The organism is Paraburkholderia fungorum, from assembly GCF_003610895.1.
In the GTDB taxonomy this organism is placed as follows: Bacteria; Pseudomonadota; Gammaproteobacteria; order Burkholderiales; family Burkholderiaceae; genus Paraburkholderia; species Paraburkholderia fungorum_B.
On the sequence record NZ_MCAS01000047.1, the window covers coordinates 23,626 to 41,909 of the forward strand.

Genomic DNA, 18,284 nt, shown 5'->3' on the forward strand with positions numbered 1-18,284 from the left:
GCTAATATTCCCCTCCCGCATCAGGTTTTCCGCCAACACACGGTAAATGTCCCAAAGCCATGACAACTGACCTCGACAAGACGGACCGCGCGATCCTCGCCGCGCTGCAGAACGACGGCCGCATGTCGAATGCACGGCTCGCCGAGATGGTCGGCCTGAGCGAGACGCCTTGCGCCCGCCGCCTCAAGCGCCTCGAAAACGAAGGCTATATCGACCAGTACCGCGCAATGCTGTCGCGCTCCGCACTCGGCCTCGGCGTGGTCGCGTTCGTCTACGTGCGTTTTGCCGTGCACGACCGCGCGGTGGCTACCCGTTTCGAACGCGAGGTGCAGGCCATGCCGCGAATTCTGGCCTGCCACAACGTGTCGGGCAGCGCCGATTACATTCTGCAGGTGGTGGCGCGCGACCTCGACGACTACGGCACCTTCATGCGCGACGAGATGCGCAGCCTGCCGGGCGTGACGTCGGTGGAATCGGCCTTGTCGCTGCGGGAAGTCAAGGCTAACGGCGGGTTGCCGCTGTCCTGAACGCGGACATGGCATAGTCACGCATTTGATACGGCGCGAGCCGACCAGACGAGTACGGAGTTCTCATGGATCACGAAAAGGCGAGAGCCGAAGAAACTGCCGCGATGGAGCGCGTCTTGACCGCAACCAAACGGGTGCAGTCGGCCTTCGCGTCGCTGCAATCGCAATTCCCGCCGGCCGGCAGCGGCCAGCCTTCGCAGTTCGCGCTGCAAACGTTCGACGCCGCATTGCAGGAACTTGAAGACGCCCAGGCCGCATTCGACGAATTGCTCGGCGATCTGCTTGACGGCAATCGCTGAGTGGCATAGCTGCTCCATTCACTGCGTAGCTGCGGCGTAGTACGCGAGCGATGGCGGTCTTCAGTTGCATCGAAGCGGCCATCGCGTCATTCGGAGTGGCGAACCGGACCTGACCGTTAGTTGCGTATCGATGCGCTGGGCGTGGACTCCCGCAAATTCGTACGCGCCCCGCACTGCCTTGCCGATCAGTGCGTTGCGCCTCCCTCGCCCTCTTTCAGATGCCGCTCACGACTCCGCTGTCGGTCACGCTTCATCTCTCGTGATTTCCGGCTCACACAGAATCGGAAAGTTGACCGAGTTCGCGACATAGCACTTCTCATGCGCCACATGATGCAAATGCCCTGCGAGTTCGAGATCGCCACCTGCCTGAATAACGACCTGCGGGCGCAAAACGATCTGCGAAAAACGCCCCTGCTCCGGACTATCGAGCATCGTGCCTTCGGCATTGTCGCGATAGCTCAGAACGACGATGCCCGCATCCGAGCAAAGATGCAGATACCAGAGCTTGTGGCAGGCAGACGCCGAGGCGACCAGCAGATCTTCCGGATTCCACCGCTTCGCGTCGCCGAGAAACGCCGCGTCTGATGATCCGGGAATGTCAGGCTTGCTCCCCGCAGAGATGATGTGGTCCCGCCCATATTCACGGTATCCCGAGGTGCCGCTGCCGCGGTTGCCCGTCCACCGCACCGATACCGCGTATTTGTGCTCGCCGTACGCCATGTCACTCTCCTTGTTGTTGACCCGAAACTGAATTCGCACCACAGGCATTCTATATGTGCACATCCAATTTGGTATACCATTATTCCAAATGACAAGGACTCACCGCACATGGAACACAAACTGGATTCGACGGCCGACGCCATCGCCGTCTCGCTGCGCGAACTCATCGCGACCGGCGAACTGGAGGACGGCGCACGGCTGGTCGAGCGCGAACTCGCCGATCGATTCGGGGTGAGCCGGGTACCGATGAGGGAGGCCATACAGAAACTCGAAGGCGAAGGTCTGGTCGAGTTGATGCGCAATCGCGGCGCCGTCGTGCGGACCCTGACAGAGTCCGACCTGGACGAGATCTACGGCCTGCGCATGTTGCTCGAGGGGGACGCCGTCTTCCACGCGGTCAAACGCATGGACAGCGAGACGTTATCGCGCGCCGAACTCGTTCACCGGCTTCTGGGAGACGCCGATACCGCGCAACGACAGGGCGAATTGAATCGCGAGTTTCATGAGCTGCTGTACCGCCCCTGCCCCAACGGCCGGCAGTTGAAAGCGATCCGTGAATTGCGCGCCCAAGTGGAGCGCTACGAACGTTTGCAAAGCACCTTGCTTGCCGACACCCTGGCCTTCCAGGACGAGCATCTCAGGATTCTCGAAGCATGCGAGAGCGGTAACGCCCGCCTTGCGCGATCGATGACGGTGGAACATCTGGCGTCGGCCAAGCGTATCGTTTTGCAACTGGTTCGAGCTGAGTGACGATTACTGTCCGAATGCTCTTCCCGTCACATTGGGCGCTCGCGGATCCGGGCTCATATTCAGGCTGGTCCCGTTCGCCCGCATGTTGTTGAGCACCGGACCCGACCCCACGTTGCCGGTCCCGCCAAGCGCAGGTGAACTGCCCACCGTACCGAGACCCGGCGTTGGGTTCGTGCCTGGCGTGCCGGTCCCCGAACTCATAGCCTGCCCCGCGCCATTGGCGCCCCCGGCCTGCAAACCGCCCGCCCCATTGGCCCCGAGGTTGGCCGACTGGGCATAGGCCACGCTCATCAGCCCCATCGCCAACACCGTCGTTAAAACACCCTTTGTCGCGATTTTCATAGTCCACTCCGTGATGCCGTCGAATTGCCCGGCCGAACGCCTCACACCGACCAGCCACGCTCGGAAAGGAAACCGGTCAAACAGTAAGACCAGCCGCCGGGCACGTTTGTTCATCGCCGAAACGCAGGCATTGACCGGTGATCGGCGATAATCCACGGCTCTTTTTTCTCGCCGACACCATGACAAAACCCGCCTTCGCCCCCTTCCAGGAATTGGCTTCGATCCTGTTGCCCCATGCGTACGACGATAACGGCGACGGCTCGCATGACACCTCGCATCTGCAGCGCGTCTGGAAGAACGCCGCGGCCATCCAGTCAGAAGAAGGCGGCGACGCACAGGTACTGTTCGCCTCGACGCTGCTGCACGATTGCGTCGCGGTAGAGAAGAATTCGCCGCTGCGCGCACAGGCTTCGCGCCTGTCAGCAGAAAAGGCGGCGCGCGTCCTCGCGTCGCTCGGCTGGTCGGACGCAAAAGTTCAGGCTGCAGCTCACGCGGTCGAGGCGCATAGCTTTTCGGCGGGCGTCGCGCCGACCACGCTGGAGGCAAAAACGCTGCAGGATGCCGACCGGCTCGACGCGATCGGCATGCTGGGGGTCGCGCGCTGCTTTTACGTGGCCGGCCGGATGGGACGTGCCCTGTACGACCCAGCCGACCCGCACGCAACAGCGCGTCCTTTGGACGACACGGCGTACACGCTCGACCATTTCCACACCAAGCTGTTGAAACTGGCATCCGGTTTCCAGACGACGACCGGCGCGCGCCTCGCCAAGATTCGCCATGACCGTCTGCAGCGTTTCCTCGACGAATTTACCGACGAGATCTGAGCGAAGCGATTGTCGTCGGCAAGTTGTACAAATGCTTACAAAGCAGCATGCGATCGGCGTACACCGGCGGCGCTGCTGCGGCGTTATTGCAGGCATCTACCCGCGGAGCCCGCAATGAACACCAACCTCACACCCAGCAACCCGCAACGCAATCGCATTCACCCGCTGATCGCCGGCGCGGCCGTGGCCGTCATTCTTGCGAGCGCCACCGGCATCGCGGCGATGACCGGCCTTCTGCCCACCTCGCACGCCGTAACGGAGCCCGCGCAGCCAGTCAGCGCGATCGCGGCGCAGGTCGCGAGTGCTCCGGTTGCGCCGGCCCAATTGCCCCAGTCTCAGCAACCGGCTCAGCAAACCGTCCAGCAGGCCGCACCCGTACGTCCGCGCGTCCATCACCCGCACAGCACGCCCGCCGCGGAAGCGCCGAGGTACGCAAACAATCAGGGCTACCAGGCACCGTATCAAGCCGCGCCGGCACGACCGGTCGCCGACCCTTATGCGGGCGAAGTCGTCGCCATCAATACGGTTGAGGCGCCTGAGCCGACCACCGGCCTCGGCGCACTGGGCGGCGCGGTCGCGGGCGGGCTCGTCGGCAACCAGATCGGCGGCGGACGCGGCAAGATTCTCACCACCATCGCGGGGGTTGTGGGCGGGGGCCTCGCCGGCAACGGCATCGAGCACGCCGTGCGCAAGCAGACCAGCTATCAGGTCCAGGTCCGCATGCAGGACGGCAGCTATCGCAACTTCAATTACCCGACTCAGCCGGACGTCCAGATCGGCGAGCGGGTTCGCGTATCCGGCGATTCGCTGACGGCTTCGTGAGGTCCGCGGCCGGTATTTCACCGGCTGCCTGTCTGCGAGAATGTGGGGAAACGTCGTGCGCGTTATGATCAACCGTTAGTCCAGAACGGCTGATCGCGCACGATGGAGCACGCCTACATCCACCTTTTGCATCTGCTTGCCGGTCATCCGGCGTGGACACTCACGGTCATCTTCCTTGCGGCCTTCCTGGAAGCTATCGCTGTCATCGGCACCTTCGTCCCGGGCAGCACGGCCATGTTTCTCGCGGGTGCGCTGGTCGGCACCGGCTCGCTGAGCCTCGGCTGGGTATTCCTGTCGGCAATCGCCGGCGCCATCGCCGGGGACGGCATGAGCTTCTGGATCGGCACGCGCTATAAGGCCAGAATCGTGCAGCTCTGGCCGTTTCGCACCCATCCCCAGGTCCTCGAAGCCGGTCACCGCTACTTTCAGAAACACGGCGCCAAAAGCGTCGTGTTTGCCCGCTTCATCGGACCATTGCGGGCGATCGTGCCGGTGGTGGCGGGCATGCTGGGCATGACGCCGGCGCGCTTCTACGCGATGAACGTGCTGTCGGCGCTGCTGTGGGCGCCCGCACATATCCTGCCGGGGGTGGTATTCGGCGCCTCGATTTTGCTCGCCGGCGCGGTGTCGTTCCGCCTCGTTGTCGTCATCGCGTTGCTGGTGGGCATCGTCTGGCTGAGTTTTCGCGCGATGGGGTTCCTGCTCTCGCATGCCAGCGCGTGGTCGAGCGCGGCGGGCCGCTATCTGGGAAGCTGGGCCTGCCGCCATCCCGGCCCGTTCGGCCGGCTCGCGCGGAGGTTGCTGGACCCCGAACAGCCGGATGCCAGCAGCGTCATCGTGACGTCGCTGATCGTGCTGGTGTCGGGCGCGCTCTTCTTCGGCGTTCTCGAAGACGTCATCAGCGGCGACCCGCTGGTCGGCGTCGATCTTTCCGTCTATCACTTCCTTCAGTCGGTGCGCACGCCCTGGAGCGACACCGTTCTTGCGGGGCTCGCCACGCTCGGCAGCGTCTTCACGCTGACTGCGCTGGTCGCGACGGTGGTGGTGTGGATGCTGGTGGAACGGCGTTGGCGCACTATCGGTTACTGGCTCGCCGCGGTGGTGTTTTCACAACTACTGATCCTCGCCTTGCAGTTCGCCATGCACCGCGCGCCGCCCAATGAACTGCTGTCCGACGCCTACGTGTTTCCGAGCAACCACGTCGCCGCGACGGTGATCGTCTACGGGTTCCTCGCATTCCTGCTCGCACGGCGGGTCGGCATGCTGGAAGGCTTGTTCGTGGCGACCGCGAGTACGGTCGTCGTGTTCGTGATCGCGCTGGCGGGACTTTACTTCGGCCGATACTGGCTCTCCGACGCGATCGGCGGCGCCGCGCTTGCATACATCTGGGTGGCCATCGTCGCGCTCACGGCCATGTTGCGGCATCCGGAGGTGCCGCCCTCACGCGGCTTCATGCCGGTCCTGGTTCTGGTGGTGATGCTGGTGAGCGTGGGCGTGCAACTGAGCGTGAATCCACCCGTGCCGCCGCCGGACAACGCGCTGCGCCCACCGCCCGTGATGGTGACGCAGGCGCAGTGGACCGAGTCGGTTTCGAAGACATTACCCTGCTATCGCTCCGATATGGGCGGCGATCGCAAGGAGCCGCTCACGTTGCAATGGGTGTCGAACCTCGATTCAATCCGGGGACAACTGCGCGCGCAGGGATGGATCGAAGGCACCGATCTGTCCGCGCATAGCCTGCTCTCGCTCGCCTCGCCGAATGTGGCGGCGGTATCGCTGCCGGTTTTGCCGAAGCTGAACAATGGCGTGCCCTCGTCGCTGGTCTTCATGCGTCCTGGCAGCGCGCGCGACGAGCGCGACGTCCTGCGCTTCTGGCCGAGCGGCTATACCGTGGATAACGGTGCGTCGAGCGCTCCGCTGTGGGTCGGCGCTTTCGCGCACGAGCGGCTCTCCCGGGCATCGTGGCCGATCAACATCCTGCGGGTCGACAAAGAAGTGTCGTCATTCGATGCTCACGCAAAAACGAGCGCCGGCCTCGCCGCGTCGCTCGTGGCCAGAGTGAGTTGCCATGGCGTACCGGTGTCGCTGCTGGCCTCTCCGGTGGAATGAGCAGCGGTTTTCCTGAGTTTGCCTGGTTCTGCCTGGTTTTGCCTTGATCGGCATGCTCGCCGCAATTCCGCAGAAATCACCCTGCGTTCAATCACTTGGCGACGTTGGCCTGGACTTGTCCACAAGGATATGAACATTTTCTGTGGATAACCTGAGCGATGCCATTCGCGGATTCGGATCATGATCCGGGGCATAAACCTCGCGGGGAAATTCGCTGTCGTTACTGGCGACGTGTCGATGAGGTCGCACGCGAAACAAGGCTTGCGTCATATCGACCTGACGATGCCACGATGGCATCGATATGCATCGTACTCCTCATGTCGTTGACCTCTTCATTGCAAAGAAAATTTCACCTGTTGGCGTGGTGCAAGATAGCGCGCCAGGCTCGACAGCATCGATTGTTGCTGCGTGACCGGGCTCATTCCGATTCCAATTGCCAGACCCATCATCACCGCCTAAACTGCACCGGGGTGATGCAGTGCGGCACAGAGCATAACAATGCTCAATCAATGATTTTTCTGCCGCGCGAGGTCACCAGATGCTTGTGCCGCAATGTCATTTCGCCGTCAACACCCGCAACCCAGCTAATCGGAGGCGCAGAAGATGGAACATAAACGCGAGAAATACGAGCGGCTGGTCGCTTTCGCCACGACGCTGCCGCCATTGCCAACCGCCGTCGCGCACCCATGCGATCACGATTCCTTGTCCTCCGTGATCGAAGCCGCCCGCCTTGGTCTGATTGCGCCGATACTCGTGGCGCCGCGCGCCAAGCTCGAAGCGGCCGCGCGAGAAGGCAAGCTTGACCTCGGCGATCTGCCCATCGTCGACGTGCCGCACAGTCATGCGGCAGCAGAAATCGCCGTGCAACTCGTGCATGAAGGCAAGGCAGAAGCGCTGATGAAAGGCTCGCTGCACACGGACGAACTGATGGCCGCGGTGGTCGCGCGAGGCACAGGGTTACGCACCGAGCGGCGCGTCAGCCATTGCTTCGTGATGGACGTGCCCGGCCGCGCGGATGCCCTGATCATCACCGACGCGGCGGTGAACATCTCGCCGACACTCGACGAAAAACGCGATATCGTGCAGAACGCGATCGACCTCGCCCACGCATTGCGTTTTCCGGCCGCGAGAGTGGCGATCCTCTCCGCGATGGAAACCGTGAACTCCAAAGTGCCGTCGACGCTCGACGCCGCCGCGCTATGCAAAATGGCTGACCGCCAGCAGATTACGGGCGGTATTCTCGACGGCCCGCTCGCTCTCGACAACGCAATCAGTGAAGAGGCCGCGAAAATCAAAGGCATCTCGTCGCCTGTGGCCGGCCATGCCAACGTGCTGGTCGTACCGGACCTCGAATCCGGCAATCTGCTCGCCAAGAGCCTGTCGTTTCTCGCCGGTGCGGATGCCGCCGGCATCGTGCTGGGCGCGAAGGTGCCCATCATCCTCACCAGCCGCGCCGATTCGGTGATCACACGGCTTGCGTCATGCGCAGTCGCGTCGCTCGTCGCGCTCGCGCGGCGCGAGAAGTCTGCCGCCGCCATCGTCTGAAAAGGGGCTCACGCATGGACGTCATTCTGGTCATCAATGCGGGGTCTTCCAGCATCAAGTTTCACGCGTTCTCCGCACGCGACGGCAAACTCGACCCCATCGCCGGCGGCAAGATCGAAGAGATCTACACCAACCCGCACTTTCAGGTCAAACGGCAAGACGGCGAGATCGTCGAAGACAAGCGCTGGCCAGCAGGTGAACGTCTTGGCCATGACAATGCGATCGCATTCCTGCTGGAATGGCTTCGCGCGCACGCAGGCGACGCGCGCCTCGTCGCCGTCGGCCACCGCGTCGTGCATGGCGGCGAACGTTACTCAGCGCCCGTGCGTATCGACGCGAATGTGCTCGCCGAACTCGAGGCGCTCATTCCGCTTGCGCCGCTGCATCAGCCTCACAACCTGGCGGCGATCCGCTCGATCGCGGCGCGTGATCCGCAGGTGCCGCAAATCGCCTGCTTCGACACCGCGTTCCACCATACCCAGCCCGCCGTGGCGACCCGCTTTGCGCTACCGCCCGAAATCACACAGCGCGGCGTGCGGCGTTATGGGTTTCACGGTCTCTCGTATGAGTACATCGCGAGCGTTCTGCCGCAATACGACGAACGCGCTGCGTACGGCAAGACAGTCGTGCTGCATCTCGGCAACGGCGCAAGCATGACGGCACTGCATCACGGCAGGAGTATCGCCAGTACGATGGGCTTCACCGCAGTCGAAGGGCTGGTCATGGGCACACGCTCGGGAAGCCTGGATCCCGGCGTGGTGCTGTGGATGATGGAGGAGGCGCACATGGATGCGCATGCGATAGAAACCATGCTCTACAAGCGCTCGGGCTTGCTGGGCGTCTCCGGTATTTCGAGCGACATGCGCACCCTGCTCACCAGCGACGCACCCGCGGCCGCCGAAGCCATCGACCTCCTCTGCTACCGGATCTCGCGCGAACTCGGTTCGCTCGCCGCCGCACTCGGCGGGATCGACGCCATCGTCTTCACGGCCGGTATCGGCGAATATGCGGCGCCCGTGCGCGAACGCGTGTGTCGCGCGGCCGCATGGCTGGGTGTCTCACTCGATACGCAGGCGAATGCGCAGCACGGACCGCGCATCAGCGATCCGCAAAGCGCCGTCGACGTCTGGGTTATTCCGACCAACGAAGAGCTGATGATCGCGAGGCACGCGCTGCACCGGTTGGAGAGTTAAGCGTGGACACGCTTTCTGTCCTGACTTTCGCGGAGCCGAAGGTGTTGATTGTTGGCATTGCGAACGAGCATTCAATCATCCACGAATGCGCACGACCATTCCGCGAACTCGGAGCGGAACTATCCGCCACCTGTTTGAACAATAAAGCGAAGGCCTACGTTGAACCACACGTAAGGGAATCGCAGCCCGATCTTTATGCAGAGTGAAAGCGCTCGCGTTTCAGCTCGGGCTGCGAGCGGCAACGTTGAGCAAGTGTAGCCGGCGTAGCCACCCATCGCTCAATAGGTGTGTCCCAACTGGAAGTAGAGGTTGCTGCGACCGCCCGGCGCAAACGCGACACCGAAATAGATCGGCCCGAACGAACTGGTCACACTGGTGAAGAACGTGATGCTGCGCTTGAGCGGTCCGCCGCCGTATTGAACGGGACCGTCCCACACGTTGCCGGCTTCGAGGCTCAGACCGGCGAAAAGCGCATGGAAGGGCGACGCGGCAAACGTCATCAGCTCGTTCATGTACGTCACCTGGCCGTAGAGCATCGAATTGCCCGCCAGTTGATCGGCTGCATAGGCGGACAGATGCTGGAAGCCGCCGAGCGTGAAGCCGAATGGATCGACCGGGTTGGTGTTCTGGAAGTCCTTGCCAGCTTCAATACTGGCATTGATGCTTTGACGCCCGTAGCTCGCCGCCACCAGCGCTTTGCCATAGAGCTCGGTGAAGGTGTTCTGGGGCTGCGCGAAAAGTGAGCGTTCCGCGCGCGCTTCGAAGTAGTAGCCCTTGCGTGCAAAGCGCGAATCGTCCAGCTGGTCAATGACAAGGCGTGCGCGTGCCGTGAACTCGCGCCCGTAGATGTCGGGAAAGAACAGGCCAGCGTCGTTGCCATTGTCATCGGTATTCTCAAAGTTGTATTGCGGCGACGCGAAACCATGCGCATACGCAACACCTATCCGGAAGTCACCCAGGTTGGAGAGCGGCAGACCAAAATCCAGGCCGGCGCGTTCGGTCTGCTGCTGATATTGAGTGAGTTTGATATACGGATCGTCCTGGAAGACATTCGCATAGCTGCGCCGGAACTCCAGATAGGGCGCGACGTAGTAGCCATACGAATCCGAGAGCGGCTGGCGTAATTCGCCATGAAAGAACAACAGGTCGCTGCCCACCGTGGCATCCACGAGCCCTTCGAGCCCGGAGGGTGTCAACCACGGCCGGCGATAGCCCAGATGCAGGCGGAAACCCCCTTCGTCCGAGGAACTGGCCGACAGGCCGACACCGAACAGCAGGAAATTCGGTCCCCACGGTTTGTCGCGGGCATCGACGACGAGCGTGTGATTGTCGCCGTCGTTGACCAGTTGCTGCGTGACGCTTTCGAAGTCGCCTGCCGTGGTGAGCGCAAGCAGATCCTTGTTGAGCGACTTCGGATCGTAGACGTCGCCCGGGTGCACGTGCAGCGCTTCGAGGATGCGCCGCTCGGACACCGCGCCGTGCGACTTCACCGCGATGCGGGTAACCCGTACGGGCTTGGCGGCAGGCGTCGTGTGCGCGGCGCGCCATGCCGCGTACTGTTCCGGCGACAACGCGAGATGCTGCAGTCTGGGCAATGCTGCGCGCGCCGCGGCCTCCCCTGCCGCAATTGCCTGCGGGGCATTAGCGAAGTCGGTAAAGCTCAACGAACCAAGCGACGGTTCGATCAGCACGTCATTGGCATCGAGCTGTTCACGCTGGCGCGCAACGTTCTGGTGAATCAGGATGCCGATCATCTGCTGCAGCACGTCCGCGGGAGAGGCGAGTGCGTCGAGCGGGCGTAGCGGCGAACCGATATCGACCGCAATCACCACTTGCGCGCCCATGTCACGAGCGGTTTCGATGGGCAGGTTGCTGACGAGGCCGCCGTCGACCAGTGTCCGGCCGTCTACCTCGGCGGGCGCGAACAAACCCGGCAGCGCGATACTGGCGCGGATGGCTTGCGGCAACGAGCCGTTCTCGAGCACGACCTTCTGGCCGGTCTGCAGGTCCGTGGCAATCGCCCGAAACGGGATCGGCAACTGGTTGAACGAGGCAATCCCTGAACTCGCTGCGGTCCAATCCTGCAGCAAGGCCTGCAAACGGTTACCTTGCACGAGTCCTGCCGGCAGCTTGAAGCCCTTGTGGTCGAAGCCTAACGAGAGGCTGCCGGCGTAGAGCCGCTCGTCTTCGCGTTGCGATTGCGGCAGATCCGCGCGCTCGGTCACGTCGAAGGCGATATCGGCCAGATTGATCTGCGCGAGACGCGTTTCCATTTCCTGCGCAGTCATGCCGCTCGCGTACAGGCCACCCACCACCGAACCCATGCTCGTGGCGGCGATACAGTCGACCGGAATGTGGTTGTCTTCGAGCACCTTCAGCACGCCCAGGTGCGCGTAGCCGCGCGCGCCGCCACCCGAGAGCACGAGGCCAATCGATTGCCGATTGGCCGGGCCTCCGTCGACCGTGCACGCCTTGTCGACAGCACTCGCTTGCCGGGGCAGTACAGCCAGACATAGCATCACGATGAGCGCGCCTGATCCGCGCAGACAACGATCAACAAGGCGATGTGAAACGGATGCGGCCATTCCCGGCTCTTTTTTGTGTGCTTTTGGCGCGGTCATACCATGAAATAGTTAGTAAAGCGGAATATTATGTGAAATTAGATCCTGTCTTATCGCCGCTTGCGAGCTGGATTGCAGGAAGAGAGCTTCCGCCTCGCCCCCTCATGACGCGATCCCGGACTTTAACCGATCTGGCCTGGCTGTGCAGACCCCTAAATGCAGTCTTGATACGGTTCGCGAATAAATTGAATCGCCTCATGAAGAAGCCTACAAACAGTTGAATGTTGCGCAAGCAAACCGAAAGCTCGCGCGGGCGTTGTCAACTTGTCGAGACGGAGGCTGAAAGGGCGCGGGAGAGGTCGTCCCTCAGAAAACGCAGGATGGAGTTCGGGTGACTTCGGTGATTTTGTGAGGCGCGCCGAATCGCGCCGCGCTCGAAGAACAACTCTTCGGTGCCGCGCAAGCTCAACTGGGGGAAATACTGCCGAGCTGCGCAACTGATGGCGCCGGCTGAGAAACGATGAGCGTGACGGCGCGATTTCGATTCTTTCATCGCGTCATCTTACGCAGCCAACTTCACAACCTGACAACGCCCGGCCGGGCGCGGCGTGCGCGACGCCCGGCCCGTGCGGTCAGCGTAACCGTTCAAACGGAAGACATGCCCTGCGCAAGTGCCGTAACCTGACTGACCGAAAGCGCGCCGCGATAGATCCGGAACTCGTCGACGAGGCCGTTGAAATACGGATCCGTTGAATACTGCGAACGTCCGATCCAGTTCTGCGCTGTCGGACCGAGGCGCCACGGCGCAAACGGAACGTTGCTCAAGCTGTTCACTGCCGCGCCGTTTATGTAGAGCGTTAGTGTCGTGCCTGACAGCGTAACCGCCACGTGCGTCCATTGGCCTGCCGGCAATGCCGCAGTGCCGTCGAGCCGATATTCGCCGTAGGCCCCGTTGGTCGTGATCGCAAAGCGCACACGATTATCCGGGCCGCCCTTGGGCGACAAGTATAAATAGCGTCCCGTGCCGGCGCCGAAATCGAACACGCGCTGCCACGCTGCGCCGCCGTTCCAGCACACCCATGCCGCGACCGTGAAATCCGCCACATCAGCGACGAGGTCGTTGGGCAAGCTCACGTAACCGCTCGAACCGTCGAACGAAACTGCGCCATTGGATTTTCCGGCCGCATGCGTGACCCCACCGACGAGTGTGCCTGCATGACCGTTGCCACTCGAATCGGCGGCGGTGCCGCTGGTTTCGTCGAACTTCAACCAGGTATGCAACTGCACCCCGTTGACAGCGATGGCTTCGGCCGAGTTCGCGCTCTCGCCCGACGGCGTCTGAGCGCTCACGACGTAGTACCAGGTGCCCGGCGACGGACTGTCGGTGTACATCAGGGAATCGGTGACGCCGCGAGCGATCGTCGCGTACGGGCCGCCGGAGTTTGCCGCGCGCTTCACGTTGTAGCTCGTGCCGTTGGCAACGCCCCACCACGACAGCACAACCTGTCCCGCGCCCGGCCGTGCGGTCAGCCCGCTCGGTGCGACGGCCGGCGCAACGGGGTCGCGGGTAAAAGTCAACGTGCCGTACCCCAACTGATCGAATGCCCCGCTCGCGCCACCGGTTGGGCCGCCTTCCGGCTGGACTTGCGCAGCCATCTTCTGCGCCCAGGGCGCCGCCAACCCTTTCCGATTGACGTAGTGGTTGTACACGAGCGCCCAACACGAGCGAAGGGTCGGTTGCGAGGCCGTCGAAAGCTGTGTCTGCGAGACGTCCTTGTTGGTGTAGGTCAGGTAAGGAACCGTGTAGATCGTCGTGCCGTCCGGCTCATACAGATTGGACTTCGCGACATACTCCGCGCCGGCGAGGAAGCGATTGTTGTCGTAGCCGTACAGATCGATGCCCTGGTTCCAGGCCATCTCGCAGATCGCGCCGCCGAGCGCGATGCCAAGCGTGGTGTGCCCCTGGTCGCGGCCGGTCTCCTGCCATTGTCCAAGGTAGCCCGGATGCAGGTAATAGACGGCCTGTCTGATCGCGCCGTTGCCGGGACCGTAGAGGAAGTAATTGACCGCCTGGTCGAACAGCGCATGGTCGTCGCACAGCACGCCGATTGCCATGATCGAAGCGATGTTGCAAAGATCCCAGTTGGCCCAGTAATGCGTGATGTCTGTCCCGTTATGGCGATTCAGGAAGTCGTTGTTGATCGGATAGAAGACGTTCTTCATCATCGACTGGAATGCGGCGAGGTCCGCTGCCGACAGGCCGGAGTAACTTCGCATGATTTCGCCGACGATCGCAAACTCGTAGCCGTAGATGCCCGCGGCAAGATCCTGGTTCGTGTCGCCCGTGACCTGCTGCAACGTCGAAGACCATCCGTTCATGATCTTCACGGCTGTGTCAGCGTGTGTCTTACTGCCAGTCACCTTCCAGTACACCGCATTGGCATAGGCGGCCGCGATGTTCTGCATCAGATGCGGATAACTGCCGCCCGTCGCGGTGCGCGTGATCACGGACTGTGCGAGGAGTGTCTGATTCGTGTTCGAATGCCCGTTTGTGGTCAGCGCCTGCCAGCCGTCGTACCACGGTGCAGCCTGCGCGCCGACCTTGGCCGCCATCCGGTCGAAGTCCGACTGCAGATGCAGTAGGCCAGGATGCACGAAGGCCGCGCTTGTGGAGACGGCGGTCTCGCCAGTCGCGGTTCGAACGAGCGTGTCGTTCGCTGCCATGGCCAAGGCTCGCGCCGCGCCCGTGCTCTCTCCTGCTGAAGCGATCGAACCCTCTCCACCGCATGCCGATAGCGCTAGCGCGCCGAGGCTGTACAGAAACGTACGCCGTGAAATGGCCGTGCTCCCGTCATCGTGCCCGGCGCCTGGTCCGCTCTTCTGGGTATTGGCCAAAAATGCTCTCCTTCGGTTCAAATAGTGTATGAGGTGATGTGCCGGCGCAAACGTTTGCTCTTCGGCCGAGGTAACTGGGAGAAAAGACGTGCAGCCTTAATAACGGCTCGTGCAATAGAAGGCTTTAGGAAGAAATCTGATTTTCTTCAAGCAACGCAGGTGACCATGTTTTGCATAACGAAATAACGATTTGGAACTCAAGTTTACGCTTCGCCGTGGGAACGAAAAATCCGATCTCGCGAAGCTCGACCTCAGGGACGCCGCCATGGCCTCGTCCCGAATGCAGTTCTTACCGCTTCCATATCCATGACGCTCCAGACGGCCAGCGCGAGCACAGATTGCCTGTGCAGACCGGATCAGCGAACGACGGTCGCACCGGTGCCGTGCGTCCGATGATCGCCACCCAAATGTTGTCCGTCCAAAGAAGCCGCGCTGTGCGTGATGCCCATGCCGTTTTCTCGGCAATATTGAGGCCAGGTATAGGAACGCTCCGATGTATTGCACACGAGATGTGCATCACGCGGGCGAGCTCACTTCTGCGCAATGTAGCTTGGCCACGATGACAGCCGTCGTCTATCAGGATTTCCTGATTTCCTCGTGAGGTTATGTGCAATCCCGATGAAGGAGACGGGCGATTGCTGAACAACAACCGGGCGCGCCCCGCGACGAAACATGGGCACGTCAACGCCGACTAAGACCGCGCGGGAGGTGTCGCGACTACCCGAAATACCGCCACCACAGAACGCAGTCGCCCTACCTGTTCGTCGAGCGACGCCGCAGCTGCGGCCGCCTGCTCCACCAGTGCAGCATTCTGCTGCGTCACTTCATCCATCAGCGACACCGCACGGCTGACCTGGTCAATGCCCGTGCTCTGCTCCTCCGACGCGGAGGTAATCTCGCTCATGATGCCGGTTACCCGGTGAATCGACTGTTCGATCTCGGCCATCCGACTGCCGGCTACCTCGACCAGCCGGGTGCCGCCGCTGACATTAGCCACTGACGCCTGGATCAGGCTCTTGATGTCTTTCGCAGCCGAGGCGCTGCGTTGTGCAAGGGCGCGAACTTCGCCTGCTACGACAGCGAAACCGCGCCCCTCCTCGCCCGCCCGCGCCGCCTCGACAGCGGCATTGAGCGCAAGGATGTTGGTCTGGAAGGCAATCCCTTCGATAACCGAGGTGATCTCCGCGATTTTTTTCGACTCGCTCTCGATCTGCTTCATCGTCCCGACTACTTCCTGCACCGCGGAACCCCCGCGCGCCGTGGTCTCTGTCGCCGCGTTGGCAAGCCCACTCGCCTGTCGCGCGCTGTCCGCATTCTGCTTAACGTTCGCCGTAATCTGCTCCATGCTGGCGGCCGTTTCCTGCAATGACGCCGCCTGCTTCTCGGTGCGTTGGGACAGATCCAGGTTGCCTTGGGCGATTTCGCCTGAGCCCGTTGCGATCGAATGACTCACTGACTGGATCTCGGACACGATGGCCGCGAGCTTTGACTTCATGTCGTTCAGCACGTACAGCAGGCTGCCCGGCGGCGCCCTTCCCACTTCGACGTCGATGGCCAGATTGCCGCCTGCAATTTGCGTGGCGATATGGGTCGCATAAGCCGGGTCCCCGCCGAGCGCCCTGTTCACGCTGCGTATCGCGGCCCATGCGATCGCGCCGATCGCAACGAAGATGCCGGCTGCAATGGAACCGAGAACGATGACGAGCTTCATGAACGCTGCGTTGATATCGTCATAGAAGAAACCGGTACCGATCCACCAGTCCCAATCGGGTATCGCAACCACGCCTTGCAACTTCGGCTCCGGGGTTGCATCAGGAGTGCGCTTTACGAGCACGTCGACAAGCGCAAAATGCGAGGCCGCCATGCCCGCACGATAGGCCTCGCTGTCGGTCAATCCTGTGGTGGTTTTATTGCCCTTGGCTCTCGTGCCGATGAACCGGGCAATCGGGTGGACCAGATTCACGCCATCGGCCGTGGTGACCCAGTAATAGCTTTTCGTGTTCGCGTTAAGTTGGGAGAGTGCGTCTTTAGCTGCCTGTTGAGCCTGGTCGCGCGTCAGCACGCCACGCGACTGCAGATCGCGGTAGTGATCGACAAGATGCTCGGCCTTCGTCAGAAGAATGACGATCTCCTCCCTCCGACTGTCCACAAGCGAGCTGCGCACGGTCTGAACAGCGGTTGCGGCAACGAGTACAACGCCGAACAAGGCGGCGGCAACCAGGATCAGCAACTTTGTGGACAACTTCATGCGAACGCCCCAATTTGATAACTATCTGCGCGTCTAACGGCAATTTCGACATGTTTCTTTAAGACTACCAAGTGTCGCCACCGACTGCGATAGCGACAGTCCGACCAGGCCTTGCGTTGAAGCCTTGCTCGAGTACGGCGCCGTGATATGTCCCATTCATCCGATGTCCCGGCAACGCGCATTGCCGTCGGACCAAGACGTATCGGAAGATATTGCCGTGGCGGAGCAACGCTGCGCCGCCACGCCATGCTCCTAGAAGCGGTGAATAATGCCCACGCCTGCCGCGAACTGGCTGCGTGACGAAGACGGCGCGCCGTTCTGACCGTCGCCGATATCGGCCGTTGCATTGATGATGCTCGTGGCCGTGCCGGCCTTGTTCGGCGCGAGAGTCTGGCCACCCGCACGCTGGTAAGCCTCCAGCGCATACAGGCCGGTCCGCTTGGACAGACTGTAGTACTGCGAGAGATTGAACTGCTGATAGCTCGCCGCGCTCGTAATGCCGTTCGCCTGCGTCGCACGCGTGTAGCTGTAGCCGGCAGCCAGATCCAGTGCCGTCAGCGGCTTGTAGTGCAGCACTGCGCCAGCCGTGTTGAAGATCGCCTCGTTGTGGAACGCCGAGTTCACGCCCGGGATGTATTGCACGTTCGAATACGAGAACGAGATGTCCCATTGCGAGCTGAACGCATAGCCGCCCGTCACGGCAACGCGCTGCTGCGCCTGCGCCGTCTGATAGCCGTTGTTGATGCCCGACACCGCCGTCTGCGCACCGCCATTCGAGGTCGTGGAGTTAGGATCCCACGCACCGCCGCCCACCGCCGCGTTATTGATGCGCTGGTAGCCTGCCGCGATCCCGAACGGGCCGTTCAGGTACTGAACCGCCGCGCTGTACGTCGAACCGGCATTGGTGCTGCCCGCCACGCCGCCCAGCGAGTACGAACCGCTCACCGTCAGGCCATGCATGCTCGGCGACGTGTACACCAGCGAGTTATTCGCGCGGTACAGCGTATCCAGCGAATCGATATCGCCCGGGTGTGCGCCGTAAGCGCCCGTCAGCCACGTAGTCGGGCTATAGGGCGACAGCAGCGTGTAGTACGACGTGTACTGGCGCCCTGCGGTCAGCGAACCGTAGGTGGCATTGGTCACGCCGACGTACGCCTGACGGTTGAACGCCAGACCGGAAACGGATTGCGCGCCGGTTGCGCTGTTGAAGCCCTCTTCCAACTGGAAGATCGCCTTCGTGCCGCCGCCCAGATCTTCACCGCCCTTCAGGCCGAAGCGGCTGCCCGCCCAGATGCCGTTCACCATCTTGATCACCGAACGGCCCCCCGACGTCGAACCCAGCGACGTCTGGCTGCTCTGATAGCCGATCCCCGTATCGACGACGCCGTACAACGTCACGCTGCTCTGAGCGTGCGCGCCGAGGGCGACCAACCCAAGGGCCGAGGTTGC

Annotated in this window: 15 protein-coding genes; 9 read left to right on the forward strand and 6 right to left on the reverse strand. The window is 62.1% G+C overall.

All coding sequences use genetic code 11. The annotated features are described in order from the left end of the window. Positions 1-59 precede the first annotated feature (59 nt). Complete coding sequence (locus BCY88_RS32990) at positions 60-527, forward strand: Lrp/AsnC family transcriptional regulator (RefSeq protein ID WP_120348309.1); 468 nt, start codon at positions 60-62, stop codon at positions 525-527. 65 nt (positions 528-592) lie between these two features. Then, entirely contained in the window at positions 593-826 is a 234-nt protein-coding gene (locus BCY88_RS32995) for a hypothetical protein (RefSeq protein ID WP_120348310.1), read from the forward strand. 243 nt (positions 827-1,069) lie between these two features. On the opposite strand, the gene BCY88_RS33000 is transcribed toward BCY88_RS32995, so the two are convergent. After that, positions 1,070-1,546, reverse strand: coding sequence for an OsmC family protein (locus BCY88_RS33000; RefSeq protein ID WP_120348311.1), 477 nt, complete (start codon positions 1,544-1,546; stop codon positions 1,070-1,072). A 108-nt stretch (positions 1,547-1,654) separates the two neighbouring features. Here BCY88_RS33000 and BCY88_RS33005 point away from each other — a divergent pair, with 108 nt between their 5' ends. Then, positions 1,655-2,296 (forward strand): GntR family transcriptional regulator, encoded by a 642-nt coding sequence (locus tag BCY88_RS33005; RefSeq protein ID WP_120348312.1) that lies wholly within the window; start codon positions 1,655-1,657, stop codon positions 2,294-2,296. A gap of 3 nt (positions 2,297-2,299) precedes the next feature. On the opposite strand, the gene BCY88_RS33010 is transcribed toward BCY88_RS33005, so the two are convergent. Further along, positions 2,300-2,638, reverse strand: a complete 339-nt coding sequence (locus BCY88_RS33010; protein WP_120348324.1) for a hypothetical protein — start codon at positions 2,636-2,638, stop codon at positions 2,300-2,302. Between the two features lie 179 nt (positions 2,639-2,817). On the opposite strand from BCY88_RS33010, the gene BCY88_RS33015 reads away from it, so the two are divergent. The 6 genes from BCY88_RS33015 to BCY88_RS33040 all read left to right on the forward strand — a co-directional run bounded on the left by BCY88_RS33015 (position 2,818) and on the right by BCY88_RS33040 (position 9,337). After that, positions 2,818-3,462: an HD domain-containing protein gene (locus BCY88_RS33015; protein ID WP_120348325.1), complete on the forward strand. Its 645-nt coding sequence runs from the start codon at positions 2,818-2,820 to the stop codon at positions 3,460-3,462. A 114-nt stretch (positions 3,463-3,576) separates the two neighbouring features. Next, positions 3,577-4,284: a glycine zipper 2TM domain-containing protein gene (locus BCY88_RS33020; protein WP_120348313.1), complete on the forward strand. Its 708-nt coding sequence runs from the start codon at positions 3,577-3,579 to the stop codon at positions 4,282-4,284. 102 nt (positions 4,285-4,386) lie between these two features. Continuing rightward, on the forward strand, positions 4,387-6,393 hold the full coding sequence (locus tag BCY88_RS33025; RefSeq protein ID WP_120348314.1) for a bifunctional DedA family/phosphatase PAP2 family protein: 2,007 nt from the start codon (positions 4,387-4,389) through the stop codon (positions 6,391-6,393). A gap of 603 nt (positions 6,394-6,996) precedes the next feature. After that, on the forward strand, positions 6,997-7,938 hold the full coding sequence (locus tag BCY88_RS33030) for a phosphate acetyltransferase (RefSeq protein ID WP_120348315.1): 942 nt from the start codon (positions 6,997-6,999) through the stop codon (positions 7,936-7,938). 14 nt (positions 7,939-7,952) lie between these two features. Then, positions 7,953-9,131, forward strand: coding sequence for an acetate/propionate family kinase (locus BCY88_RS33035; protein ID WP_120348316.1), 1,179 nt, complete (start codon positions 7,953-7,955; stop codon positions 9,129-9,131). A 2-nt stretch (positions 9,132-9,133) separates the two neighbouring features. Continuing rightward, complete coding sequence (locus tag BCY88_RS33040; RefSeq protein WP_259461592.1) at positions 9,134-9,337, forward strand: Rossmann-fold NAD(P)-binding domain-containing protein; 204 nt, start codon at positions 9,134-9,136, stop codon at positions 9,335-9,337. A gap of 72 nt (positions 9,338-9,409) precedes the next feature. On the opposite strand, the gene BCY88_RS33045 is transcribed toward BCY88_RS33040, so the two are convergent. The 4 genes from BCY88_RS33045 to BCY88_RS33060 form a co-directional block, all read right to left on the reverse strand. Continuing rightward, complete coding sequence (locus BCY88_RS33045; protein WP_259461593.1) at positions 9,410-11,716, reverse strand: patatin-like phospholipase family protein; 2,307 nt, start codon at positions 11,714-11,716, stop codon at positions 9,410-9,412. Positions 11,717-12,337: 621 nt separating this feature from the next. Beyond that, entirely contained in the window at positions 12,338-14,416 is a 2,079-nt protein-coding gene (locus tag BCY88_RS33050) for a LamG-like jellyroll fold domain-containing protein (protein ID WP_404935755.1), read from the reverse strand. 862 nt (positions 14,417-15,278) lie between these two features. Continuing rightward, positions 15,279-16,835, reverse strand: coding sequence for a methyl-accepting chemotaxis protein (locus BCY88_RS33055; RefSeq protein ID WP_120348318.1), 1,557 nt, complete (start codon positions 16,833-16,835; stop codon positions 15,279-15,281). A gap of 252 nt (positions 16,836-17,087) precedes the next feature. Next, a partial coding sequence (locus BCY88_RS33060; protein ID WP_259461515.1) for a porin occupies positions 17,088-18,284 on the reverse strand: 1,197 nt, incomplete at its 5' end.